This is a genomic window from Cryomorphaceae bacterium (assembly GCA_017798125.1).
GTDB lineage: Bacteria > Bacteroidota > Bacteroidia > Flavobacteriales > ECT2AJA-044 > ECT2AJA-044.
In genome coordinates, this window is the sequence record CP059070.1 from 1,171,427 (window position 1) to 1,197,328 (window position 25,902).

Sequence of the window (25,902 nt, forward strand, 5' to 3'; positions counted from 1 at the left end):
ATGGTTTTGGAGCCCTCGCTTTTTGGCGGGGGCTTTTTTTTATCTTGAGCGTGATGAAACTTCGACTGCTCATTTGCATGCTGGCCTCGGCAGCGCTCACTTATGCGCAACGGGCAGATTCTTTTGATCAGCGAGTCCGTCAAACCCACTTGAATCCGACAGGGGAGACGGGAATGGAACCCTTGAGTGACCCCAACGACAGCTACTTCCGTTCGCTGGCCTATTTCCTCCAGGGAGATTTTTCTCGTTCCAATCAATGGCTGGATTCTGTGGCCCTCCACGGGCCGATGTCCGACGAGCACATCAGTAGATATTACCTGCTTCGCGGTCGGGTGAATCGTTTAGTTGGCGACAACCTAGGTGCCGTAACCATGTTTGACTCCGCGCTCATCGTCAGCCAGCGAAATCAGAGCGACGCAGACATCTTCCGTGTATATGTAGACTTATTGGAGCACTGCCGAGCCTTAATCATGTTTGAAGAAGGGGAGGTCTACAAAGACCAACTGAACAAACTGGCCAATAACTCTCGAATCCCACCGGATTTGCTGGCTCGATACATGCACCGCAAGGCAGCCTACTTGATTGAGGCTATTGACTCAACCGATATCATTCCGGGGCTACTGCAAAAGTGCATGGCCTATTGCCAAGTGCACGACCTTCCTTGGCATGAGGCTACCGCTGCTCAAGACTATGGGTATACCCTGCATTACCGAAAAGCGCCCGGCTCACTGACCTATTATGAGCGGGCAGAAGCGATTTGGTCTGAGCTTGGCTACCGAAGAGATCTTTCCCAAGTTCGCTTCAATATCGCACGGGCCTATTCGGATGAGGGTCGGTATCAAGAAGCCCTAGATAAGTTGGAAGTCGTATTGCGCGATGCAGTGAGTTATGGATGGAAGGTACCAGAAGCAGATGTTTGGCGAATTCGGTCCGAAGTATATCAGAAACAAGGAAACCCGAATGAGGCACTTGAGGCCTATCGGGTGTATCACGATCGCTACACCCACATTTTGGCCGATCGAATCGACGATCAGGTAGCCGAGATGATGGCGAAGATTGGAGCTCAGACTACTCGGAACGACCTTCTTCGCACCGAAAACGCTATGCTCACTACACAGGAAAAACTAGAAGCGGAATCCAACCGTCGTCAGCTTTTCTTACTGCTGACCGTAAGCTTAGCCATCATTTTAGGAAGCCTCTACGTATTCTATCAGCGATCCCGTCAAGCCAATACCATGCTGCGGAGCCAGCAAGAGGTCATCGAGTCCACGAACAGGAAACTAGAAATGACCCTGGATCAGAAAAATCACCTGTATCGAGAACTACACCACCGCGTCAAGAACAACTTGACCACGCTTTCGGGCTTGCTGTATATGCAGAGCCGAAATTTGGATAGCGAGGAGGCCAAGAAAGCGCTTTCCGAGGCTCGGGGCAGAATCCAATCCATGTCCTTGATCCACCAAGGACTGTATCAGCGGGACGATGAGGTGCAAGTCAAGTTATCGACCTACCTAGAAGAGCTCCTCCCGAATTTGTTGAGTTCTTTTTCAAGCGAATCTCAAGGCGTGGATTGGTCCATAGACTGCGATGATATTGAGCTCGAAATTGAAAAGGCGATGTCCCTCGCTATGATTGTCAATGAGCTTGTGACCAATTCATTTAAATATGCCTTTAAAGATGTGATAAATGGAGAGCTTCGAGTCACGGGAAAGAAGCTTCATCCGGGATGGATGGTAAGTGTCCAAGACAATGGTCCGGGTATGCCCGCGGGCTACGATTGGAACAGCTCCAAATCCTTAGGCCTGCGCTTGGTTAAAATTCTCGTTGAAGAAATGGGCGCTCAATTTAGTTACACCTATTTAGACCAACGTGCCCGATTCAGTATTGTATTTGAAGGAGAGGAAGATGAGGCTTAGACTTTTGGCATTTGCATTGTTGATCTTTACTGCTGGGTTTGCTCAGGATGACGCCTTTGAGCAGCGCTTCGTACAAACTCATTTTACACCCGAAATCGAAACGTTGAATGAAGTCATTTCTAGTCCTGAAGACTACTACTTCAAATCACTGGCGAACTTTTTAATCGGGGATTTTCGGCTTTCGGAATACTGGCTAGATTCTTTGGCCCTTCACGGGCCGATGAAAGGCGCACGACAAGGGCGTTACTACCTCCTTCGTGGTCGTGTCCACCGCCTTCGCGGGGATAACCTTAATGCCGTCCATATGTTTGACTCGGCGTTGGTTACCTACGAGGCCTTAAAGGACAAAGAGGGGGTCTTCAGGGTATACGTAGACATGCTGGAACACTGCCGCTCAAGTGGCGTGTACGAAGAGGCCTTTGTCTATTTAGATCGACTCAATGCCATGTCTTCGGATCCTTCGATTTCACCGAGTTTAAGGGCTCGGTTCCTCCATCGAAAATCCGCGCTTTTCATCGAGGCCGCCTATGATTCCATAGATGCAGCTACCGGTCATTTAGTTGAGTGTATTCAGTTGTGCAGAGAAAACAACGTTCCCTGGCATGAGGCCACCGCATTGGTTGACTTGGGCTATATCAATCACAATTGGGACGGAGAGAACCCCATGCCCTATTACCAAAGGGCTAAGAAAATTCGAACCGATTTGGGACATTGGCGTGATTTAGCACAGGTCCGTTTCCAAATCGCTCGTCTTTATTCAGGTACTGGGCGCTTTGACCTTGCCTTGGCTGAAATCGAAGCGATGGAAATGGACGCCATTCGCTATCAATGGCCCATTCCTCAAGCGGATGTTTTTAAGCTAAAAGCTCAGGTGTACTATGATCAAGGTCAATACAAGGAATCTACAGAAACCTACTGGGCTTATCACGAATTGTACTGTGACCTTCTTGAGCAGCAAATTGATGAGCAAATTGCGGAGACCATGGCAAAAGTCGGTGCTGAATCTGCCCGAAACGACCTATTGCGGGCAGAAAACGCTATGCTGGTAGCGGAAGAGCGACTTGAGATGGAGTCCAACCGAAAACGGCTGCTCATACTTTTGTCCATGAGCCTGATCATCATTCTGAGTAGCCTATTCCTGTTTTATCGACGATCGCGTCTGGCCAATATCATGCTGCGCGATCAACAAGCGGTCATTGAATCTACTAACCGCAAGCTCGAGATGACCTTGGAACAGAAGAATCACCTCTACCGAGAATTGCACCACCGCGTCAAAAATAACCTGACCACTCTATCAGGCTTGCTATATCTACAAAGTAGGAACCTCGAATCGGACGAAGCGAAAAAAGCGCTCGGAGAGGCGAGGGGCCGAATTCAGTCCATGTCCCTCATTCACCAAGGACTCTATGAGCGCGATGAGGAGGTACAAGTGAAGCTATCTGGGTATTTGGAAGAGCTTTTGCCCAACCTGCTGAGCTCCTTTGCCCAAAAGGCAGAAGGGGTGAGTTGGTCCATAGACTGTGCGGAGATTGAACTGGATATCGAGAAAGCCATGTCATTAGCTATGGTAGTGAATGAATTGGTCACCAATTCTTTTAAGTATGCTTTTAACGATACGGATACAGGCGAACTAAGAATTATCGGGAAGCTAATTGGAAAGGACGGTTGGATTTTGTCCGTGCAAGACAATGGCCCCGGTATGCCCGAGGGATATGACTGGAAGAATTCGAGGTCCTTGGGGTTAAGACTGGTCAATATCCTGGTTGAGGAAATGGGTGCGAGCTTTAGCTACGGTTATTTTAGCGGATTTTCCGATTTTAGTATCGTGTTTCAAGAGGTGGATGATGAAGCATAGAGTATTCATTGTAGATGACGAACGTATTGTTGCCGAAACGGTAGCTGCCATGGTCGAAGATATGGGCCATGAAGTGGTGGGTATGGCGCATACTTTAGCATCGGCCCGTGAGGGCCTAAACCAATGCGAATGTGACCTCGCCATTCTCGATATAAACCTCAAACTCGGATCCGAGGGCATCAAACTCGGCGAACAATTGAGCGAGAGTGGGGTCCCGTTTTTCTTTGTGACCAGCTATTCAGATATGAGTACCGTGGAAGCGGCTAAAAAGGTGCGCCCTGGAGCATATGTGGTTAAACCATTCACAGAACAAGACCTATACGTGGCCATTGAGATGACCATGATGCGTGCTTCGAGTGGAATTGAGCGCGGAGTATCGGTCCGAAAAGGAAATGCACACGCCCGCATCCCCCTGCAGGATATTCGCTACATGAAAGCGGAAAACATATACGTGGAGCTGTACACACGCGATAAGGTATGGTTGAAGCGAAGTTCCCTTAAGGAACTTCTTCAACGCATCGAAGATGAGCATTTCATCCAGACTCACCGGTCCTATGCTATTAATACTAAAGCAGTTACGGGATATTCTTCTAATGAGGTTCGCATAGGTGATGAAGTCATCCCTCTTTCTCGGAGCCACCGAGATGAGGTGATTGATGCCCTTTCCGGCATCTAATTCCATTCACAACAAAATTTGTGCGGTTTACAACATTCCTTTTTTAGGAAGGCCATTGGCATATAATTTCGGTAGCGGTTGAAGGCTATGGTCGTGAAACAACGAGCATCCACCCGCTTGCCATTCCCTTCTTCCATTTGAGCTGAATTTCGAGGAGCCGCCACGCTTCTTGGAGTTCTTGTGTTCACTAAACCTAACAACTCTGATGAAAGAATTCTACGGGTTTCCTATTGCCCCGGTCAAGGACCACAAACGGCCTCAGCGTCGTTTGTGGACAGAGTTGCGCTATTCCGGATTTCTTTTTTAACCCAAATGGGGACTCCTAATCCCCGCTACAACCTAAATCTCTCACACACACCCTCTAACCTCCCATCTTATGAAACTAAATTACTCTTCTACCCGTTTGTTGGTGGTCTTTTTTGGGCTCTTTACTTTTTTGAGCACGACTACCCTTTCTGCGAACAACTCTGTAGCGTATGGAGCCAAAGAATTTGGTCCATCACCAAATTTAGATGAAGGCCCCTCCGGTGCTTTTAATCCTTTGCTTCCTCCGATGAATATCTTTCTGGAGGATTTCAGTGGACTTGCCGGTGGTGTTTATTTCGCGGGACAATCTATCAACTCCTTTACTGTAACTGCCGGTTCGGTTGACGTTGGAGGCTTTATTTTTGGAAGTAATTCAATTGATCTTGCTGGTAATTCCGATGCTACCATAGAGAGAACCCAGTTCTTATCTGCAGGACAATATACTTTTAGCTTCAGGCATCTTTTAAATAACAACCCTCCTGGTTCGGAAGCGGTTGTTGCTGAAGTCTTAGATGGTGGTCAGGTCATCGGAACTGCGACCTTTACTTCGACTTCTTTTGCACAAGTTTCTTCAGTCGATTTTGGAGTTTTTAGCGCCGGGCCAGTTACGTTTAGACTTTCTCAGTTTTCTAATGGGTCTGATGCCTCAGGGAGTTTTGTTGATAATATTAGAGTAACCTCGGTTCCTGGTCCGGTTGCTGTTTGTTCTTCCGGTCTTATTTTCGGTGTAGGAGCTAATTGTCAGTACACGGTGGACGCTGTTCAAGTGGCAAATGGGTCATATGATCCAAATACTGGATCAAATATCGGTCTAACTTATTCTTCGAGTCCTCCGGTCGTTGGCTTGGGAACGCACTTAGTCACAATTACGGTGACCAATCAGTCCGGAGAATCGTCTTCCTGCTCTACTACCATCACGGTGCAAGACTTGGACAACCCAACCATGGTGACGCAACCGGCAACGGTTGATCTCGATGTGAATGGAGATGGGAGTATTGTGCTTTCGGATATCCTTGTCAGTACCGCGGATAATTGCGGTGTTGCGTCAGCTTCCGCAAATAAGCTGGATTTCGATTGCAATGATGTAGGCGTCAATACCGTGGTGGTTACGGTCACCGATGTAAATGGAAACGTAGCGCAGCAAAATGTGACGGTGACCGTCAACGATGTTGACACTATCAATGCTGGAGCAGATTCATTCAATCTGACGAACTGTGGTCCTTTCACGTTCTCTGCGGCGGACCTATTGTCCAACGATACTGATCCGTACAACCAAAACTTAAAAATTGACTTTGTTGGAAACCCGAGTTCTGGAACCATTGTCGATAACAACAATGGGACTTGGACTTATACTCCAGGAAGCAATACCAATCATTCAGCGACAGCCTCCTACATTGTAAAAAGGGATGACGGTACAGTAGTCTTTGCGGATAACGGTCACTTCTATGAATTCATTAGCTGGCCTGGAGTTACTTGGTCGCAAGCCCTTGCCGATGCTGGTACAAGATCATACAACGGCCAACAAGGATATTTGGTAACCATTACTAGTGCAGCTGAAAATGCTTTTGCCGTTTCCAAATTAGCTGGACAAGCTTGGATTGGTGCCAATGACTCTCAAGTTGAGGGAGAGTGGAGATGGGTTACAGGTCCAGAGGCTGGAACCTTCTTTTATAATCAGAATACCGGTCAAGCGGTCAATGGAGCTTACACGAACTGGGAGCCGAATGAGCCCAATGACTTCAGTACGGGTGAAGATGTAGCGCACTTCCGGAATTCGGGCCTTTGGAACGATTTCCCCAACAATGCCGGTGCCCAGATCTTGGGATACATTATTGAATATGGTGGATTGCCAGGGGATTGTAATCTGAACTCAACAACGAATGGTGAAATTACCTTCAATTTGAATGATAACGTACCGCCAACGGCAAGTGCTCAGAACGTTACTGTACAAATAGACCCTTCCGGCATTGCGACGGTCTTGGCCTCTCAGGTCGACAATGGGTCTGCTGATGATTGTGGCGTAGCGTCACTTGGCTTTGAACTACCTGGAGGGATTTCAAGTATCTCGCATGACCCAAGCCCCATTACCAATAACAATGATGTTGGCCATGGACAGTCTTTTACAGCAACTACGACGGGTTTCTTGACCTCCGTTAGAATTAAGGTAAATGCCGCTTACACCAATAGGAATGTACACTTCTACGCGGGCGGTAACGGAAGCGGAACACTTGGATCTATAGGTACTCCACTCTACACAGAATCAGGAGTAAACCTCGTAAATAGTGCAGGAGGAACGATTTGGAGCGAAATAACTTTGAGTACCCCATTGGCTGTCACGGCGGGTCAACAGTACACCTTCATCATTGAGGGCTACACCGACATTCATTACTCTTGGACAAACACCTATTCAGGAGGGCAGTTTATTTGGGATTATGACATAAGCTCAGGGTGCTGCTCATGGGGGGATATATCATTTGAACTTGGTTTTGGAGGCCCCGTTCCTCAACTAGAGTACAGTTGTTCTGATCTAGGTGCAAACCCAGTGACCTTACTCGTAACGGATGTCAATAGTAACCAATCAACCGCGCAGGCTGTCGTTACCGTAGGTGATGCCAACCTTAATTGTAACCAACCACCTGTAGCTAATTGTGTGGACTTACTCTTGCCGGCAGATGCCAATTGTCAAGCGAATCCTACAGGAGCTGATTTTGCAGGAAACAGCACGGATCCAGATGGTGACCCTCTGACGTACTCACTCAGTCCAGCACCCCCTTACGGATTGGGAGTTACAAGCGTAGTTGTTACCGTTTCGGACAATAATGGCGGAGTTTCGACCTGTTCATCCACTGTGACGGTACAAGATATTGCGGGTCCTACCTTAGTATGTCAAGACGCCACAATCCAATTGGATGCAAATGGACAAGCTACACTTCAGCAGACCGATGTTGTTTCCGTAGTTCAGGACAACTGTTCAACACCAACGGTAACCATCAGTCAAACGAGTTTTGATTGTTCTGGGACTGTCTCAAATCCTGCGAATGCCGGAGTATTGACCGGAACACTTTCTGCGGATAATGGCTTTTTTGCCTACATCAGCACAGATGACAATGTGGCTGGGACGCTCATTTCCCAAGGGAATAGCTGGCCAACCGCTTTTACCTTGAACCCAGCCAACCTTACTCCAGGTCAGCAGTACTACCTACACGTTCAAGCGTACGACCAAGGTGGACCTGAGTTCTTTGGCGGAACCTTCCAGGTGTCTGGAGCTTTTGAATTTGCCAATGGAAGCCAAACGATTGGAACAAACACCACTGATTGGCAAGTGGGATTGAACGGGTGGAATAATTATGGTACACCGTTATTCATATCAGTCAACGGATCAAGTCCAATTTGGGGAACTTCGACTCTTCCATTAGGGCCATGCGACCTGATTTGGGGAGGAACCTTTAATACTTCGGGATCTGAAACACGGTACTTTACGACACCGATTAACCCAGTTTCCTCAACGGGTGTAACTATTACAGCTACTGATGCTGCAGGGAATTCAACAATTTGCCAGGCTAATGTGACGGTCGAGGACAACATCGCGCCGCAGGCGATTGCACAAAACATCACCGTTAATCTAGACGGAAATCAATCAGCTACTGTATCAGCTGCTGATGTCGATGGCGGAAGCACGGATAACTGCGCGGTGGTTAGTATGAACATCACAAGTGGACAAACATCGTTCAGCTGTGCGGATTTAGGACAGAGCTTCCCCGTTACCTTAGAGGTAGCTGACGCTGCGGGCAATACCGCAACGGCAGTGGCAACCGTAACGGTAGGCGATGCCAATCAGGTATGTAACCAGCCTCCAGTAGCCGTTTGTGCTACTGCAAACCTCAGTGTTGACGCGAACTGTCAAGTCTTTGTAACTCCTCAAGATGTTGACGGAGGGTCTTCAGACCCAGATGGCGATGCATTAAGCATGTCGGTTTCTCCAAATGGGCCATTTGGTGTAGGCGTTCACACGGTAACCTTGACGGTTACAGATCCAAGCGGTGAGAGCTCAAGCTGTTCAGCAACAGTGAATGTTCAGGATAATACTCCTCCGAGCATGAGTGTTCAGAATGCCACAGTACAATTGGATCAAACAGGGAGCGGAAGTATTTTACTTACGGATATTCTCCTGAGCAGTGCAGATAATTGCGGCGTAGCGAGTGAATCTGCTTCACAACTTTCATTTGATTGTAATGAAGTCGGTGGAAACAGTGTAGTCGTGACCGTTACAGATGTCAACGGAAACGTTACTCAGCAAACAGTGACTGTTACGGTTCTTGACGTTCAGCCCATTGTAGCTGGCGCCGATGTATTTGACTTAACGAATTGCGGACCCATTACCATTACAGAGGCTCAACTTTTGGGTAATGACAACGATCCATACAACCAAACGCTTAAGGTTGATTTTGTAGGGAACCCATCGAGCGGAAGCATCGTGGATAATGGAAATGGAACTTGGACGTATACACCAGGAATCAATACCAATCACTCTGCTACGGCATCCTATATCGTTAAGCGTGACGATGGTACCGTTGTATTCTCTGGAAACGGACACTTCTACGAGTTCGTTCCTGCTCCAAGCATCACTTGGGCAGCGGCGAAAGCAGCGGCAGAACAAATGACGTATAATGGTCAACAAGGATATTTGGTGACCATCACCAGTGCGGCTGAGAATGCCTTTGCAGCTTCTAAGCTGCCAGGGGCCCAGGGTTGGATTGGCGCAAATGACTCTCAAGTAGAAGGGGAGTGGCGATGGGTAACAGGCCCAGAGGCCGGAGATCTCTTCTACATTGCCGGTTTGGGTGCTCAGAATGGAGCATACAACAACTGGGCTTCTGGAGAACCCAATGACTTTACCACAGGGCCTCCCTTCCAATTTGGTGAGGATGTAGCTCATTTCTTGACCAACGGTCAATGGAATGATTATCCCAATGCTATTGGTTCTGCCATTGCGGGATACGTAGTAGAGTACGGAGGACAAGCAGGAGACTGCTCTGTAAATTCTTCCACGAACGGGCAAATCACCTTCAATTTGAATGACGCGGTAGCTCCAGTAGCGGTAGCGCAAGGTGTGACGATTCAGTTAGATGCCAATGGAAACGCGAGCATCACTGCGGCTCAAGTTGACGCTGGTTCTTCAGACGATTGTGGGGTAGCGAGCCTTAACGTAAGTCCAAGTAGTTTTACCTGTGCTAATATTGGCGCTAATTCGGTGACACTAACCGTAGCGGATGTCAACGGGAATTCATCGACGACGACAGCTACAGTTACTGTACAAGATGTCACTCCACCTAGCGTATCGGTCCAAAACCTCTCTGTAACGCTTGATGCTCAAGGACAGGCCAGCGTTACTGCGAGTCAATTTGATAACGGCACTTCAGATAATTGTGGAGCCTTCACTTTCTCTGCTTCAAAGACGTCATTTGATTGTACAGATTTAGATGGTGCTAATGTAAGTATCACGGTTACGGATTCGAATGGAAATTCTAGTACGGCTGTGGTCCAGGTAGCGGTAAGCGATAATACTGCACCTATAGTAGTTGGTCAGAATATCTCTATTTCCTTGGATGCTAATGGTGTGGCAAGTATTACGCCGGCTGATGTGGATAATGGAAGTTCCGATAATTGTGGAATAGACGATTTGACCATTGATATTTCGGACTTTGATTGTGGTGATGTTGGACCTAATACGGTCACTTTAACTGCGGTAGACGGAGCAGGCGGACCAGCTGGAACATTTACAGATGTTTCGTCCCAATACACTGCTTTGGGTTCTGGCCAAGGCACAGACTTCTTGTCCGTGGACATCAACCAAGACGGCCTGAGTGATTTGGTTTCTGCCTATCAGGTACATGTAGCCAACGGATCTGGAGGGTTTACCTCACAGACCTATGCTTCCTTTGGTGGTAACATTGGAGGAGTTGCCGATTTGGATGGTGATGGGGACTTAGATATTTCCGCTGGAGGAAAGACCTACCTCAACAATAATGGAACTTTCCAATTCTATGATGACCACAACATGTCGCCTTCTACTAACGTAGCCTTCTTTGGAGAAGATGCATTAGCTGATTTTGACGGAGACGGGGATATTGACGTTTACCACGCTAATTATTATACCTCGGCGAATTTGTCGGCATTCATTTTCAATGATGGAACGGGAGCTTTTGACTATACAGCTCCGAGTACGCAGACGTTTAATAAGTACTTCGAAATGGGGGCTTTTGCCGCTGATTTCGATGGCGACGGTGATCAGGACGTTATAAGCTTCGGATACGTTGTAAACCTCTACGTAAATGACGGTACGGGTGTATTTACTCAGAATGCGATTATTCCAGGTAGTCCGTCTGCATATGGATTCATTGAGAAGCTCACTGACTTCGATGGAGATGGAGACATAGACTTTGTTTATGCCAGTACGGATGCCACGCAACCGGCTAAGTTGTATGTCAACGACGGTTCCGGAAACTTTACCGTTCAGGGTATTACGGGTACGAACTCAGCCTTTGGAAATCAGATTTACACAGCCTGGCATGACATCGCTGATGTCAATGCTGATGGTTATGATGACCTAGTTGTGTTTGATCGCAATTATAATGTCGGAGTGACCATTTGGAGCAACGACGGATCTGGAAACTTCACAGGTGTTGAGGAAGCACTTGTCGGGATGCCTCAGATTTGGAATATGACTGCTGCCGATGTAAATGGAGACTCGTATGTAGACTTCGTTATGAACCCACTCAATTTCGGATGCTGCGGTGCTGCACGAGTTTATACACAGGATGGATCGACAGGAAATAGCGCGAGTACTAGTGTTACTGTAACGGTAGTCGATGACTTAACACCTATTGCTATTTGCCAGGACGTCACCATTCAGTTGGATGCCAGTGGACAAGCTACCATATCCGGGGGTGATGTTGATGGTGGAAGCACTGACAACTGTGGCGTTGCTGCTGTTTCGGTTTCCCCAAGCAGTTTTGATTGCTCGAATATCGGAGCCAATACAGTGACCTTAACGGTTACCGATGTGAACGGAAATGTCAGTACATGTTCTGCAACGGTAACAGTTGAAGACAATGTAGCACCGGTCGCGATTTGCCAGGACATAACCATTTCCTTAGACGCGAGTGGTTCGGCGAGTATTACTGCCACAGATGTTGACGGAGGAAGTTCAGACGCATGCGGAATCGCAAGCCTTTCAGTTGACAACACAAGCTTTGATTGCGATGACTTGGGCGCCAATACAGTGACCCTATCGGTAGTGGATAACAATGGAAATGTCAGTACGTGCACAGCTACTGTGACCGTCGAAGACAATATTGCCCCTGTTTTGACCAACTGTCCTGCAGACATTACGGTTAGTGCCGTGACTGGTGACTGCTCGGGCTTAGTAGGTTGGACTTTACCGACGATTTCAGACAATTGCCCAACTTCTGTTTTGGTGATGAGTATGGCCCCAGGTGCGACGATTGTAGGGAACACGATTGGATTGTTCCCAGTAGGAACTACGCCAGTAACGATACTTGTCTCGGACGCAGGTGGCAATGGAGTGTCCTGTACGTTCAACGTAACGGTGATCGACGATCAGGCTCCTCTAATTACCGGTAATCCAGGCACCATTACCGTACCTACGGATGCCAACTCGTGCGATGCCCAAGCATTCTGGGCTCCGTTGGTGCCGAGCGATAACTGTCCAGGGGTAACTCTTTCTCAGAGTCACTTCTCGGGACAGACTTATCCTCTAGGAACAACCACGGTAACAGCTACGGCAAATGACGCAAATGGGAACTCCTCAACAATTTCTTTCGACGTTGTTGTAGTGGACCAGACCCCACCAATTGCTGTATGCCAAGACATCGTGGTTCAGCTCGATGCTAACGGTGCGGCCAGCATTACAGCCGGCGATGTTGATGGTGGAAGCACGGATAACTGCTCCATTGCTAGCTTAAGCATTGATCAAAACGCCTTCGATTGCAGTCATATCGGTGCTAATACGGTTGTCCTAACTGTAACTGATGGTAGCGGCAACGTGAGCACCTGTACCTCTACGGTAACGGTAGAAGACAACGTAGCGCCAGTAGCGAGCTGCCAAGACTTGACCATCCAGTTGGATGCGGGTGGAGCAGCGAGCATCACGGCTCAAGACGTCGACAATGGCTCAAGTGACGCCTGTGGTGTTGCGAGCATTGCGATCGACAACTCAAGCTTCGGCTGTGCAAATGTTGGAATGAACACGGTGACCTTGACGGTAACGGATGTGAACGGCAACGTGAGCACCTGTACCTCTACGGTAACGGTAGAAGACAACGTAGCGCCAGTAGCGAGCTGCCAAGACTTGACCATCCAGTTGGATGCGAATGGAGCAGCGAGCATCACGGCTCAAGATGTGGATAACGGATCGAGTGACGCCTGTGGTGTTGCGAGTATTGCGATCGACAACTCAAGCTTCGGCTGTGCAAATGTTGGAATGAACACGGTGACCTTGACGGTAACGGATGAACGGCAACGTGAGCACCTGTACCTCTACGGTAACGGTTGAAGACAACGTAGCGCCGGTAGCGAGCTGCCAAGACTTGACCATCCAGTTGGATGCGGGTGGAGCAGCGAGCATCACGGCTCAAGACGTCGACAATGGCTCAAGTGACGCCTGTGGTGTTGCGAGCATTGCGATCGACAACTCAAGCTTCGGCTGTGCAAATGTTGGAATGAACACGGTGACCTTGACGGTAACGGATGTGAACGGCAACGTGAGCACCTGTACCTCTACGGTAACGGTTGAAGACAACGTAGCGCCGGTAGCGAGCTGCCAAGACTTGACCATCCAGTTGGATGCGGGTGGAGCAGCGAGCATCACGCGGCTCAAGACGTCGACAATGGCTCAAGCGACGCCTGTGGTGTTGCGAGCATTGCGATCGACAACTCAAGCTTCGGCTGTGCAAATGTTGGAATGAACACGGTGACCTTGACGGTAACGGATGTGAACGGCAACGTGAGCACCTGTACCTCTACGGTAACGGTAGAAGACAACGTAGCGCCAGTAGCGAGTTGCCAAGACTTGACCATCCAGTTGGATGCGGGTGGAGCAGCGAGCATCACGGCTCAAGACGTCGACAATGGCTCAAGTGACGCCTGTGGTGTTGCGAGCATTGCGATCGACAACTCAAGCTTCGGCTGTGCAAATGTTGGAATGAACACGGTGACCTTGACGGTAACGGATGTGAACGGCAACGTGAGCACCTGTACCTCTACGGTAACGGTAGAAGACAACGTAGCGCCAGTAGCGAGCTGCCAAGACTTGACCATCCAGTTGGATGCGAATGGAGCAGCGAGCATCACGGCTCAAGATGTGGATAACGGATCGAGTGACGCCTGTGGTGTTGCGAGTATTGCGATCGACAACTCAAGCTTCGGCTGTGCAAATGTTGGAATGAACACGGTGACCTTGACGGTAACGGATGTGAACGGCAACGTGAGCACCTGTACCTCTACGGTAACGGTTGAAGACAACGTAGCGCCGGTAGCGAGCGCCAAGACTGACCATCCAGTTGGATGCGGGTGGAGCAGCGAGCATCACGGCTCAAGACGTCGACAATGGCTCAAGTGACGCCTGTGGTGTTGCGAGCATTGCGATCGACAACTCAAGCTTCGGCTGTGCAAATGTTGGACCGAATACAGTGACTCTTACTGTGACGGATAATAATGGCAATGTGAGTACCTGCACGTCCACGGTTACGGTGGAGGACAATATCGCTCCATCATTGACCGTGCCGGCGGATATCTTTGTGTGTGATGGTGACGTTGTGAACTATCCTGTTCCTGTTGGAACAGATAACTGTAGTGCTACAACCACTCAGACTCAAGGAATGCCGTATACAAATGGGTCGGTATTCCCATTAGGAGTAACAACGGTAGAGTATACCGCAGTAGATCCTTCAGGGAATTCGGTTTCGATGAGTTTTGATGTTACTGTTCATCCACTTCCAAGTGTGAGCGTTGCACAGAGCGAACTTGGAGAATACTGCCAAGGAGGAGCTATTGTATTGACTGCTGACGCACCAACTGCTGTAGCCTATGCTTGGTCGAACGGAGGGACTTCTGATGTGACTGAGGTATTCGCATCAGGAACATATTCAGTCACGGTAACAAACCAGTTCGGTTGTACTAGTGTAGCAAGCATCCCAGTAACCTATACTGGTGAAGACCTGCTTTCTTCATATACAATCTTAGCAAATAAAGAAGTTAAGCTGCATGATAACAATTTGGTTGTGAACGGAGGTGTTGGAGTCTTGGGGAATAACAGAAAAGCCAAGATTTATAAGAACACAACGGTAGCAGGACCGAATACATTTGTCATGGCCGACGTCATTCAAGTACATCAAAATGCCACAGTATCGAATCAGATTATTGGCCAACCGAATGTTACACTCCCTACATTCTTATATGCCAATTGCGGAGGAAGTGATGTTACCGTGCACCCAGGTACTACGGTCACATTGAATGGTACTAAATATGATGAAATAGAGGTGGAGGATAACGCCACAGTCATCTTTACCCAGTCTGACGTGTCTATCGACGAGCTCGAAATTGAAGATGGAGCAACAGTGAAGTTCGCCAGTTGCACCTACTTGCGTGTCGAGGAATTCGAGGTAGAGAAGAATGTTACGTTCAACCCTGATGGATATAAGGTGGTTGTCTTTACAGAGGATAAGGTTGAAATAGACCGTGGTGTAACGTTTAATGGAAGTATCTACAGTAAAGAGGATCTTAAAGTGAGAAGTAAGGCAAGTAATCCTACGACAATGACAGGGTTCTTCATTGCCCGCAAGGTCAAAGGCTATAAGCACACTATTTGGAACTGGGATACGAATTGTGATAATTCTTGTCCTACTGTTGTGGCTTCGAAAGAAGGAACCCCAGCTATTGAGTTCACAGAAGAAGGAGAGCAGGAGATGTTCGAAACGAACTTGTATCCTAACCCTTCTTCAGGTGTAAGTAACTTTACAGTAGAGATGACAGAAGGACGTGAAGTGGTCATTGAGGTGTACAATATGCAAGGCGTGCGCGTCATGGAAGTACACCGCGGATTCTTGAATCCTGTAGCTCGTCACTACTTTGAGATTAATGGACAGCAACTGGCGACAGGTATGTACCAAGTTGTCCTACAATCAGGCGAAGAGATCAAAGCTCATCGCTGGATCATACAGCGGTAATTCTTTACCGAATGTGAGAGGAGAAGGCCCCTGGATGAAAGTCCGGGGGCTTTTTTATTTCAGGTTTATGCAGAACGAGCAGTTATAGGGCTATAACGGACCCGGGCTCCAAGGGATGAAAAAGGATAAGTTAGGGCACAAAAAAACCCCCGCATAGGCGGGGGAAGTTTCGTTTGGACCGCAGCCGAAAAGTGTTATCGTTGATCCCAGCGCTGCTGTAATATTTGAACGGTACTCTTCCAGCCCCACGATTTCGCAATCATGATAGCCCGCATAGGGCGACGTTCAAAAATAAGTAGCAGTTTCTTGGTAATCGACTTAACTGTATCGGGATGCAATCCTTCCGAAAGTGGAAGTGTAATTGCAATTGACATAGCACAAAAGTTAAGTTAGTCCATGACTGTTACTAAGATAACGCTAATGTTAAGAAATCGTTGCTTGTGGCATGTTAAGTTTTTCACAATCAGGGCGTTTATGTGAAAAACTCCAAATTTAGTCTTCCAGTTCCTGAGCGGAGAGACGTTTTTTGTAGAGGTAGTAGAAAAAGGCCATCGTCCCGATGAGTAAATATGGGAACATCATCAGGTACAGAATACCTGAATTAAGGCCAGCCGCGGTGGTGCCGCCTCCTTCGAGGTCGCTTTCGACTACGGCTTTACACATACTGCACTGCGCGTCTGCTCCAAAGGGGAGGGCGACGAGTACAATGGCCAAAAGGAGGGCGATGCGTTTCATGCGACAAATTTACGCGTTCTAAGGATAAAACCCGAACGGAGTGAAATTGGTTCGTCGAATTTGGAGTTAACAGGGCAAAGGAAACATCGTGCCGTAGGCACAAATCCCGCGCCATAAGGGAAAAAATCTATATTTGTTTAAGCAGAAACACACACAACACATGAAATCGAAACTTCTCCTAATCGCCGCCGTGGCGGCTTTCGGTTTCGGAACGCAGGCGCAGACCGAACCGGAAAACTCGGTATGGTCGCTGGAACAGTGCGTTGCATACGCGATCGACAATAACTTGACGGTCCGTTCGCAAACCATCCAGACGGCTATTGACCAAGAAAATTATCTACAAAACAAGCAAGCCTGGTATCCCAACTTGAATGCCGGTGTGAGTTACAATGGAGGTTGGGGTTTGAACACGAACCCGGTGACCAACATCAACACCACGGAATTTACAGGGCAGAACAGCTATTTCATCGGTACCAATGTACCGGTTTTCCAAGGTGGTCAAATTCACAATCAGACTAAACAGGGCGAAATCAATTACAATGCCTCGCAATTGGACTTGGAAAAGGCCAAGAATGACTTGGCTTTAGCGGTTGCACTGGACTACGTAAATGTGCTCCTGGGAAAAGAGCAGCTGAGGGTTGCCGAAGAGCAGGCCGCTATTACCCAACAGCAGGTGGATCGTACCTCTAAGTTGGTGGATGCGGGTTCAAGCCCTCAAGGTGAGTTGTTTGAAATTGAGGCCCAGTTGGCTCAGGAACTCCAGAATGTAGTCGTCGCACGAAACAACGTTAATCTGACCTTGCTTCAGCTGGCTCAGCGCCTACAGTTGGATGACTACACCGGCTTTGACATTGAGACCCCTGAAGTGGTGATGCCGGATCCGGTTTTGTTGAACTTCACGGCCTACGAAATCTATCAGACCGCTTTGAATACGCAGCCAGATCTTCCGGCAGCAGAAGCGCGTGTGGAAAGCGCACAGCTCGATGAGAAGATTGCTCAATCCGGGTATGTTCCTTCCATTTCCTTGTCGGGAAACTTTTCAACGTTTTGGACGAACCGATTGAGGACTGATCCCTTTACTGGAGAGCCGAATACCTATGGCGATCAGTTGAGTGAAAACTGGAATGCTGGAGTAGGGGTGAACTTGAATATTCCCATTCTGAATCGACGTCAAAACAAGACCAATGTAAATCGCTCTCATTTGAACTACTTGCGTGCGGTGAATAGTCGTGAGACCGTCAAAAACCAATTGCTCCAGCGCATTCAGCAGTCGCATGCCGACGCGGTGGCCGCTTTGGAGGCGTATAACGCTTCGGAACGTGCGGTGAAAAGCAATCGCGAGGCCTTCAAGTACACAGAAGAACGCTACAACGTTGGTGTGGTGAATGTCGTGGACTACAACGTGGCCAAAAACAACCTTACCCAGTCGGAAAGCTCTTTGTTGAGAGCGAAATACGATTACATTTTTAAGTACCGAGTACTAGATTTCTATTACGGAACAATGCAATTGCGCTAAACCATGAGCAAAACGGTTCGCTACATCATCATCGCCGTCGTCGTCCTATTGATCTTCGGCGTCATCGGCAAAAAACAAGGCTGGTTCGGAGGCTCCAACGCAACGTCGGTAGAAACTGACTACGCTGTGCGTCGAACGATTATCGAGACGGTCAGTGCCAGTGGAAAGATTCAGCCCGAGAAGGAAGTCAAACTAGCTCCGGAAGTTTCTGGGGAAATTGTGGCTTTACCTGTTGTTGAAGGACAGCAGGTCAGTAAAGGAGCCCTTCTGGTGCAAATAAATCCTGACTTGATCGAGGCGGCCGTTGATCGTTCCGAGGCTTCGTTGAATCAGAGCAAGGCGAACTTGAGTTCGGCCAAAGCTCAATTGGTTGAAGCAGAGAATAACTACAACCGAAACAAGCCACTTCACGATCAAGGGGTTATTTCTACGGCGAATTGGGACCAGATTGTCCGCGCCTATGAAGTGGCCAAGCTGAATGTCGAATCGGCCGAAGCCATGGTTAAAAATGGCGAAGCATCGGTTAAGGAGGCCCGAGACAACCTGGGTCGAACTACGATTTATGCACCGGACTCTGGAACCATTTCCGCACTGTACGTTGAACTTGGGGAGCGCGTTGTGGGGACCAACCAAATGCAGGGAACCGAGTTGATGCGCATTGCCAACTTGAACAATATGGAGGTTGTAGTGAATGTGAACGAGACGGATATCGTTCGCGTTGATCTCGGTGATTCCGTAGACGTAGAAGTCGATGCTTATTTGGATCAGGAATTCAAAGGAGTAGTCACGGAAATTGCCAGCTCTGCCGACCTTCAAGGATTGAGTGCGGATCAGGTGACCAACTTCGAAGTGAAGATTCGGATTTTGAGAGATAGCTATGCTCACTTGGAAAAGAATGGGAAGAGCCCATTTCGTCCTGGGATGACCGCTACAGTGGACATCATTACGGAAGTAGCTGAGGACATCTTGACCGTTCCGATTCAAGCGGTGACGACACGGGCCGATACCTCCAGCGAAGCGACCCGAATCAGCAACCGATTCAACGAAAGTGACGAGCGCTTTGAAGTGATTTTCTTGTACGTGGACGGAAAGGCTATGGTTCAGTCCGTGGAAACCGGAGTGCAGGATGATACCTACATCGAGGTGACCAGCGGCGTGAGTGATAGCTCAGAGGTGATTATAGGGCCATATCGTACCGTTTCACAGGACTTGCTGAACAACGACGACGTCGAAAAGTAATGGGCCTGCTGCTCCATTTGGAGACCGCCACGCGTAACTGCTCCGTGGCCCTCGGGGACAACGGAGCATTGCTCGACCTTGAAGAGCAAGCCACGGAAGGCTATAGTCACGCGGAGAATTTGCACCCCTTTATCGAACGAATTCTAGAACGCAATAAGCTCCAGGTATCGGATCTGGATGCTGTTTGCGTGAGCAAAGGCCCGGGAAGCTATACGGGGCTCCGTATTGGCGTATCTGCTGCCAAAGGGCTGTGCTACGCGGCTCAATTGCCCCTTATTTCGGTAACGACCAATGAAGTCCTGGCGCATCATCCTGATGTCCAAGCGGAAGGTGATGACCGAATCGTCACGGTCATTGACGCGCGGCGCATGGAAGTCTACGCCCAGTCCTTTAATGCCAAAAAAGAAGCCCAAGGGCCAATAGAAGCCGTGGTTGTTGACGAGAGTAGCTTTGCCGGTAGCGGACGTCTGGTGCTGGTTGGAGATGGTGCAGAAAAGCTAGAAGAGGTGCTTCAGGGCCTACGGCCCGATATTATCCAGACCTTCCCCAGTGCCCGTGACATGGTGGCCTTGGGCGAGTCGGCCTTCACCGAACAGACCTTTGAGGATGTGGCCTACTTTGAGCCATTCTACCTCAAAGATTTCGTAGCCGGGATTCCCAAGAAGTTGATTTAAGGGACCGTTTGCTCCCGATTTCCGAGCCCTTTCATGTCGTATCTTCCAGTCATGAACCTCCAGCGTTTTTCGGCCTTAATTCTTCTGACGCTAACCCTATCCTGCATGAGCACGAAAGAGCAACACGACTTCACCAATGCCCTCATTGAGGAATCTTCACCCTACTTGTTGCAACACGCACACAATCCGGTAGATTGGCACCCCTGGACCACAGAGACCTTGGAGAAAGCCAAGGCGGAGAATAAACTCCTGCTCATTTCTATAGGATACAGTTCGTGCCACTGGTGCCATGTCATGGAGCACGAGAGCTTTGAAGACACGGCCGTGGCGGCGGTGATGAACGACAACTACATCTGCATCAAGGTCGACCGCGAAGAGCGCCCCGACGTGGATCAGATTTATATGAACGCTGTTCAGCTCATGACCAAGCGAGGTGGGTGGCCGTTGAATTGTGTGGCGTTGCCGGATGGACGGCCGATTTGGGGTGGGACTTACTTCCCCAAGGATCAATGGGTCAACGCCCTGACGCAAGTGGCCGCGTTGTGGGATCAAGATCCGGCCAAGGCGGAAGAATACGCGGCGCGGTTGACCGAAGGGGTTCAGATGATGGAATTGATTGAGCGTCCAACAGACCCTCTGGCCCCCAAGGCCAGTACCGTCCAAGAACTCATGGCCGACTGGAAAGAGCGCTTTGACACTGAGCGCGGCGGACCCAACCGGGCTCCTAAATTCCCCATGCCCACGAACCAGGAATTTCTGTTACGCTACGGTGTGCAGTTTGGCGATTCAGAAGTCCGAGATCACGCACACCGCACCCTCCGAAAAATGGTCTTGAGCGGGATCTACGATCAAGCCGGAGGAGGATGGGCTCGATACGCAACAGACGTGGAATGGAAGATCCCGCATTTTGAGAAAATGCTCTACGACAACGGACAGCTCCTTGAACTCTATAGCCAGGCCTATAGGGATCAACCCGATCCGCTTTACGCTGAGGCGGTACACCAGAGCATCGAGTGGCTGATGCGCGAGATGTACGACGCCGAGAGCGGTAGCTTTTACAGCGCCTTAGATGCCGATAGCGAAGGGGAGGAGGGTGCTTTCTACGTCTGGACAGAGGAAGAATTGCGCGAGCACGTGCCCGAAGCCGACTGGGAGCTGTTTGCCGAATGCTACCACATCAGGCCGAGTGAAAAATGGGAGGGCAAGTACATCCTTCACCGCACGGAGGATAAGCCGGAATACGAGCGCCTACGGCGCGATGTACTCCCCGCACTACTCAAGGCCCGCGAGAAGCGCGAACGCCCCGGATTGGACGACAAATCCCTCACCGCGTGGAATGCCATGACCGTCAGTGGGCTGGTCGCGGCCTACCGGACCTTTGATCGCGAAGACTACCTCCAGCAGGCGCGCACGACCGCGGATTGGATCCTGAAGCAACAAGGCACAGAAGTCGGTGGGCTGTGGCACACCTACAAACAAGGAAAAAGCACCATTGATGGATTTTTGGACGACTATGCGCTGTCGATCAAAGCATACCTAGATCTGTATGAATGTACCTTCGACGAGGCCTATCTGCAACAGGCACATCAATGGACGCTCTATTGTTTCGACCATTTCTACTCGGATGAACGCGGCATGTTCTTCTACACTTCAAACAGCGGCGAAGAGCTGGTCGCTCGGTCTATGGAGACGGCAGACAACGTCATTCCGGCGTCGAATTCGGTCATAGCTCATCAGCTGTATCGCTTGAGTTTCCATTTCGAACGCAAGGCTTATCGCGATACCGCGCGGACCATGCTTCGAGCCGTGGAGCCTCAAATGGGGCGATATGCCGAGGGCTACAGCAATTGGTTGTCGCTGTATCTGAACGAGCTGGGTCCATATTACGAAGTGGTGCTTATCGGGCCGCAGGCCCAAGAGCTTCGTAAACAACTGGATCAGAATTACCTGCCCAACGCCTTGACGACGGGCGCCACAGGCGATTCAGATTTGCCTCTGCACAAATTGCGTTTCCAAGAAGGAACCTCCTTGGTATACCTCTGCGAGGAAGGCGCTTGTCAATTGCCAACAGAGGCCTTTGAAATGCCTCCAATCGCGATCGATTAAGACAGGGCTTCTGTGTAGTTCTTGTAGAATAACGGAATGGTTTCGATTCCCTTGTAGTAGTTGAATAGCCCGAAGTGCTCATTGGGTGAGTGGATGGCATCGCTGTCCAGACCGAAGCCGAAGAGGATGCTTTTGCTGCCCAATTCCTTTTCAAACAAGCTCACAATCGGAATACTTCCACCACTGCGCACGGGTACCGGTGTTTTGCCAAAGGTGGCTTCCATAGCCTTGCTCGCGGCGAGGTATCCCGGAGTATCCGTAGGTGCAACATACGGATGTCCGCCATGGTGTGGGGTTACTTTTACTTTCACACTTCCCGGCGCGATGCTCTCGAAATGCTTGGTAAACAACTCCGTGATTTCGTGTGGATCTTGATCGGGAACCAGACGCATGGAAATCTTGGCGTAGGCTTTACTGGCGATGACCGTCTTGGCTCCCTCACCCGTATAGCCGCCCCAAATACCGTTCACATCCAAGGTCGGGCGGATGCTGTTGCGTTCCATGGTGACATAGCCCTCTTCTCCGTGGACATCGCTGAGGTCCAAAGAGGCCTTGTAGTCCTCTAGGTTAAAGGGTGCTCGCGCCATATCGGCCCGCTCATCCGCACTCAGCTCAATCACTTTGTCGTAAAATCCAGGAATGGTGATGTGGTTGTTTTCGTCCTGCAAGGAGGCGATCATCTGCGACAAAATGTTGATCGGGTTGGCGACCGCCCCTCCGTACAAACCCGAGTGCAAATCGCGATTGGGTCCCGTGACCTCGACCTCTACGTAGCTCAAACCGCGAAGCCCGGTAGTAATGCTCGGCGTATCGTTGGCCAACATACCGGTGTCACTGATCAAAATAATATCGCAAGCCAATTTTTCTCGGTTCTCTTTAACAAACCCTTCCAGGCTCTCGGAACCCACTTCTTCCTCGCCTTCAATCATGAATTTGACGTTGCAGGGCAATTCACCTGTTTTCACAAGGGCTTCAAAGGCCTTCACCTGCATGTACATCTGACCCTTGTCATCGCAAGCGCCGCGGGCGAAAATGGCTCCTTGAGGGTGCAAGTCCGTCTTCTTGATGACCGGTTCAAAGGCTGGAGACTCCCAAAGATCATCGGGATCGCTCGGTTGAACGTCGTAATGCCCATAGACCAAGACCGTTGGAAGACCTTCGCCGACAAACTTTTCTCCGTAAATAATCGGGTAGCCCGGCGTTTCACAAATTTCAGCGCTGTCCACACCCGCTTCAACGAGGCGATCGCGAACGGCTTCTGCACACTTCAATACGTCTCCTGCGAAGGCGGGATCCGCGCTGATGCTGGGTATTCTGAGCAGGTCAAGCAGCTCGTTGAGAAAGCGGTCTTTATTTTCTTCGATGTATGAATTGATCTGAGACATGATGATCTTTTTGATTTGTGACCGCCAAGTTAGCCACTACTTGGGGTCTATGCCAACCTCAGGGCCGGATATTTCGTTACTTTTAGGAACGCTTTTTAGCGAACCATGAAAAAAGTTTTACTCCTAGTCATTGGGTTATGCTGTTTTGCGCCTCACGGCGCGATGGCGCAGCTCGTGGTCAACAACGCCGCACCCTTCAATACGGCACAATACCTCGTAGAGAACGTTCTCGTGGGCGGAGGTGTTCAAACCTCCAACTGGAGCTACACGGGCGCACCTGCCGCCATTGGCTTTTTTGACGGTACGGGGTCCAATATTGGTATTGATTCGGGTATCGTCATCACCTCTGGATTCATCACGAACGCCATCGGTCCCAATAACAGTCCGGGTCAAACGGGAGCCAACGGTCTTCCTGGTGATCCTGACCTCACTGCCTTTTCGGGATTCCCCACTTTTGATGCGGCTATCCTCGAATTCGATTTTGTTCCGCAAAGCGACACCCTTCGATTCAACTACGTCTTTGGTTCGGAAGAGTATCCAGAATTCGTTGGAGGATCGGTCAACGATGTTTTTGCCTTTTTGCTCACGGGTCCAGATCCGAACGGAGGCACCTACAACAACAGGAACTTGGCCAACATTGGCGCTTCGTCCGTTCCTGTGACCATCAATACCCTGAACTGCCAAAACTTCTCGGCCCAGTACATCTGTAATGATCCCGCCAATACGACCTGTGCACCTTCTTATTTGTGCACAGCGTCGGGTTCTGGGGTGACCATTCAATACGACGGTTTTACCATCCCCATGCAAGCAGAGGCCTATGTGGTCTGTGGAGCAACGTACACGATCCGAATGGGGATCGCGGACGGTGGAGATGGAATCTTGGACTCGGGTGTATTCATTGAGGCAGGTAGTTTTACTTCGCCGACCTTGACCATCAACACCTTGGCCACCTTCACCCAAGGTCTAACGGATACAGCACTTATTGAGGATTGTGGATCGGCCTACATTGAACTCGTCCGAACAGGAGGACTTGATGACTCACTTCTGGTCCCCTTAAATTTTGGAGGGACGGCCATCAACGGGGTGGATTACAATTTACTGCCGGACACCATCATCATGCTGCCAGACAGTTCAACCTTGCAGATTCCCTTCACCAGCTTTGGTGACGGAATCCAAGAAGGCCTGGAAACCATCATCATCTACACGGACAGCATTGTGACCGGATGTACGACCTATCCGCCAGATACGATCACCCTGACCATTATTGATCAGCCTCCGCTCGGCATTGTAGACATACCAGACACTATTGCGTGTGGAGGAGACTCTATTACTGTTCAGGCTCAAGGAACGGGTGGCTTCGGGTATTTCAATTACCTCTGGGACGATGGTTCTGTGGACTCGGTCCGAACCTTTGCGCCGACCGCGACCACTACCTATATCGTTGAGGTTCGGGACACTTGTGATACGCAGTTGGCCGTAGACACCTTCCAAATCATTGTGCCCAATTTCCCGCCCTTAGCAGTTTCGTTGGACAGTGCCTTCATTTGTGAAGGGGACTCCTTGTATTCGGAAGCCTTGATTACCGGAGGTATACCGCCTTTGTCCATTAGCTGGAATACGGGATCAACAGACACGGCCTTTGGTTGGTACCCGACGGCATCACAAACCATCGGTTTAGATGTGGTGGATGCGTGTGGAAACATGGTGAGTGCTTCAGCTCCGGTGGAGGTGGAAATCGCGCCGCAGGCGCAATACTTCTTCACGCAACTGACCAATCAACAGATTTCCTTTACGAATCAAACCACAGGAGCGACCATCTTCAATTGGAGCTTCGGGGATGGGGCGACCAGTCCAGATGAAAATCCGACGCACAAGTATGATCAAGCCGGATTTTTTGAAGTGTGGTTGACGACTTCCAGTCCAAACGGATGTGTGGATTCGACCTCTCAGTTGGTGGAAGTTATTTCAGAATTCTATTTTTACGTTCCTAATGCCTTTACACCCAATGGAGACGGTAACAACGAAACCTTCGGGGGAACGGGCAAAGGGTTTAGTGATTATCGCCTCATGGTCTGGAACAGATGGGGTGAATTGATCTACGAAACTGACGACGTTAATGCCCCTTGGGACGGGACGTTTAAAGGCGAATTAGCCCCCCAAGGAACCTATTTATACCGGATCGAACTGCAATTGCCGTTGACCGACGAAGTACCAGAGTACTCGGGATATCTGCAATTAATTAGATGAT

Annotated in this window: 15 protein-coding genes; 12 read left to right on the forward strand and 3 right to left on the reverse strand. The window is 49.5% G+C overall.

What is annotated here, in order from left to right:
- The first annotated feature begins 53 nt into the window (after nt 1-53).
- From HZ996_04940 to HZ996_04970, 7 genes are all read left to right on the forward strand, one after another.
- Complete coding sequence (locus HZ996_04940) at nt 54-1,916, forward strand: hypothetical protein (GenBank protein QTN38519.1); 1,863 nt, start codon at nt 54-56, stop codon at nt 1,914-1,916.
- Nucleotides 1,906-3,771, forward strand: a complete 1,866-nt coding sequence (locus HZ996_04945) for a sensor histidine kinase (protein QTN38520.1) — start codon at nt 1,906-1,908, stop codon at nt 3,769-3,771. The genes HZ996_04940 and HZ996_04945 overlap by 11 nt, the downstream gene beginning before the upstream one ends.
- Nucleotides 3,758-4,447: a response regulator transcription factor gene (locus HZ996_04950; protein QTN38521.1), complete on the forward strand. Its 690-nt coding sequence runs from the start codon at nt 3,758-3,760 to the stop codon at nt 4,445-4,447. Before HZ996_04945 ends, HZ996_04950 begins: the two co-directional genes overlap by 14 nt.
- A 376-nt stretch (nt 4,448-4,823) precedes the next feature.
- Nucleotides 4,824-13,328, forward strand: coding sequence for an HYR domain-containing protein (locus tag HZ996_04955; protein QTN38522.1), 8,505 nt, complete (start codon nt 4,824-4,826; stop codon nt 13,326-13,328).
- On the forward strand, nt 13,285-13,740 hold the full coding sequence (locus tag HZ996_04960) for a hypothetical protein (GenBank protein ID QTN38523.1): 456 nt from the start codon (nt 13,285-13,287) through the stop codon (nt 13,738-13,740). Before HZ996_04955 ends, HZ996_04960 begins: the two co-directional genes overlap by 44 nt.
- Nucleotides 13,737-14,393 carry a hypothetical protein gene (locus tag HZ996_04965; protein QTN38524.1) on the forward strand — a complete coding sequence of 219 codons (657 nt, stop codon included), beginning with the start codon at nt 13,737-13,739 and terminating at the stop codon, nt 14,391-14,393. The genes HZ996_04960 and HZ996_04965 overlap by 4 nt, the downstream gene beginning before the upstream one ends.
- Complete coding sequence (locus tag HZ996_04970; protein QTN38525.1) at nt 14,335-15,999, forward strand: T9SS type A sorting domain-containing protein; 1,665 nt, start codon at nt 14,335-14,337, stop codon at nt 15,997-15,999. Before HZ996_04965 ends, HZ996_04970 begins: the two co-directional genes overlap by 59 nt.
- A 194-nt stretch (nt 16,000-16,193) precedes the next feature.
- On the opposite strand, the gene HZ996_04975 is transcribed toward HZ996_04970, so the two are convergent.
- Together HZ996_04975 and HZ996_04980 are read right to left on the reverse strand one after the other, a co-directional pair.
- Nucleotides 16,194-16,373 carry a hypothetical protein gene (locus tag HZ996_04975; GenBank protein ID QTN38526.1) on the reverse strand — a complete coding sequence of 60 codons (180 nt, stop codon included), beginning with the start codon at nt 16,371-16,373 and terminating at the stop codon, nt 16,194-16,196.
- Between the two features lie 118 nt (nt 16,374-16,491).
- The gene (locus HZ996_04980; GenBank protein QTN38527.1) at nt 16,492-16,734 is read right to left on the reverse strand and encodes a hypothetical protein; all 243 of its coding nucleotides are present in this window, start codon (nt 16,732-16,734) and stop codon (nt 16,492-16,494) included.
- A gap of 160 nt (nt 16,735-16,894) precedes the next feature.
- On the opposite strand from HZ996_04980, the gene HZ996_04985 reads away from it, so the two are divergent.
- The 4 genes from HZ996_04985 to HZ996_05000 all read left to right on the forward strand — a co-directional run bounded on the left by HZ996_04985 (nt 16,895) and on the right by HZ996_05000 (nt 22,269).
- The gene (locus HZ996_04985) at nt 16,895-18,250 is read left to right on the forward strand and encodes a TolC family protein (protein ID QTN38528.1); all 1,356 of its coding nucleotides are present in this window, start codon (nt 16,895-16,897) and stop codon (nt 18,248-18,250) included.
- Nucleotides 18,251-18,253: 3 nt separating this feature from the next.
- On the forward strand, nt 18,254-19,489 hold the full coding sequence (locus HZ996_04990) for an efflux RND transporter periplasmic adaptor subunit (protein QTN38529.1): 1,236 nt from the start codon (nt 18,254-18,256) through the stop codon (nt 19,487-19,489).
- Entirely contained in the window at nt 19,489-20,163 is a 675-nt protein-coding gene (tsaB, locus tag HZ996_04995) for a tRNA (adenosine(37)-N6)-threonylcarbamoyltransferase complex dimerization subunit type 1 TsaB (protein ID QTN38530.1), read from the forward strand. Before HZ996_04990 ends, tsaB begins: the two co-directional genes overlap by 1 nt.
- A gap of 105 nt (nt 20,164-20,268) precedes the next feature.
- Nucleotides 20,269-22,269 (forward strand): thioredoxin domain-containing protein, encoded by a 2,001-nt coding sequence (locus HZ996_05000; protein ID QTN38531.1) that lies wholly within the window; start codon nt 20,269-20,271, stop codon nt 22,267-22,269.
- Here HZ996_05000 and HZ996_05005 read toward each other — a convergent pair.
- The gene (locus tag HZ996_05005) at nt 22,266-23,654 is read right to left on the reverse strand and encodes a dipeptidase (GenBank protein ID QTN38532.1); all 1,389 of its coding nucleotides are present in this window, start codon (nt 23,652-23,654) and stop codon (nt 22,266-22,268) included. The two genes, HZ996_05000 and HZ996_05005, sit on opposite strands and share 4 nt — an antisense overlap.
- A 105-nt stretch (nt 23,655-23,759) precedes the next feature.
- Here HZ996_05005 and HZ996_05010 point away from each other — a divergent pair, with 105 nt between their 5' ends.
- Nucleotides 23,760-25,901 carry a choice-of-anchor L domain-containing protein gene (locus tag HZ996_05010; protein QTN38533.1) on the forward strand — a complete coding sequence of 714 codons (2,142 nt, stop codon included), beginning with the start codon at nt 23,760-23,762 and terminating at the stop codon, nt 25,899-25,901.
- The last annotated feature ends 1 nt before the right edge of the window (nt 25,902 follow it).

What these genes read in the sequence shown, in the direction of transcription:
- HZ996_04940 (QTN38519.1), top strand. Translation starts at nt 54, where the DNA reads ATGAAACTTCGACTGCTCATTTGCATGCTGGCCTCGGCAGCGCTCACT.
- HZ996_04945 (QTN38520.1), top strand. Translation starts at nt 1,906, where the DNA reads ATGAGGCTTAGACTTTTGGCATTTGCATTGTTGATCTTTACTGCTGGG.
- HZ996_04950 (QTN38521.1), top strand. Translation starts at nt 3,758, where the DNA reads ATGATGAAGCATAGAGTATTCATTGTAGATGACGAACGTATTGTTGCC.
- HZ996_04955 (QTN38522.1), top strand. Translation starts at nt 4,824, where the DNA reads ATGAAACTAAATTACTCTTCTACCCGTTTGTTGGTGGTCTTTTTTGGG.
- HZ996_04960 (QTN38523.1), top strand. Translation starts at nt 13,285, where the DNA reads ATGAACGGCAACGTGAGCACCTGTACCTCTACGGTAACGGTTGAAGAC.
- HZ996_04965 (QTN38524.1), top strand. Translation starts at nt 13,737, where the DNA reads ATGAACACGGTGACCTTGACGGTAACGGATGTGAACGGCAACGTGAGC.
- HZ996_04975 (QTN38526.1), bottom strand. Translation starts at nt 16,373, where the DNA reads ATGTCAATTGCAATTACACTTCCACTTTCGGAAGGATTGCATCCCGAT.
- HZ996_04980 (QTN38527.1), bottom strand. Translation starts at nt 16,734, where the DNA reads ATGAAACGCATCGCCCTCCTTTTGGCCATTGTACTCGTCGCCCTCCCC.
- HZ996_04985 (QTN38528.1), top strand. Translation starts at nt 16,895, where the DNA reads ATGAAATCGAAACTTCTCCTAATCGCCGCCGTGGCGGCTTTCGGTTTC.
- HZ996_04990 (QTN38529.1), top strand. Translation starts at nt 18,254, where the DNA reads ATGAGCAAAACGGTTCGCTACATCATCATCGCCGTCGTCGTCCTATTG.
- tsaB (QTN38530.1), top strand. Translation starts at nt 19,489, where the DNA reads ATGGGCCTGCTGCTCCATTTGGAGACCGCCACGCGTAACTGCTCCGTG.
- HZ996_05000 (QTN38531.1), top strand. Translation starts at nt 20,269, where the DNA reads ATGAGCACGAAAGAGCAACACGACTTCACCAATGCCCTCATTGAGGAA.
- HZ996_05005 (QTN38532.1), bottom strand. Translation starts at nt 23,654, where the DNA reads ATGTCTCAGATCAATTCATACATCGAAGAAAATAAAGACCGCTTTCTC.
- HZ996_05010 (QTN38533.1), top strand. Translation starts at nt 23,760, where the DNA reads ATGAAAAAAGTTTTACTCCTAGTCATTGGGTTATGCTGTTTTGCGCCT.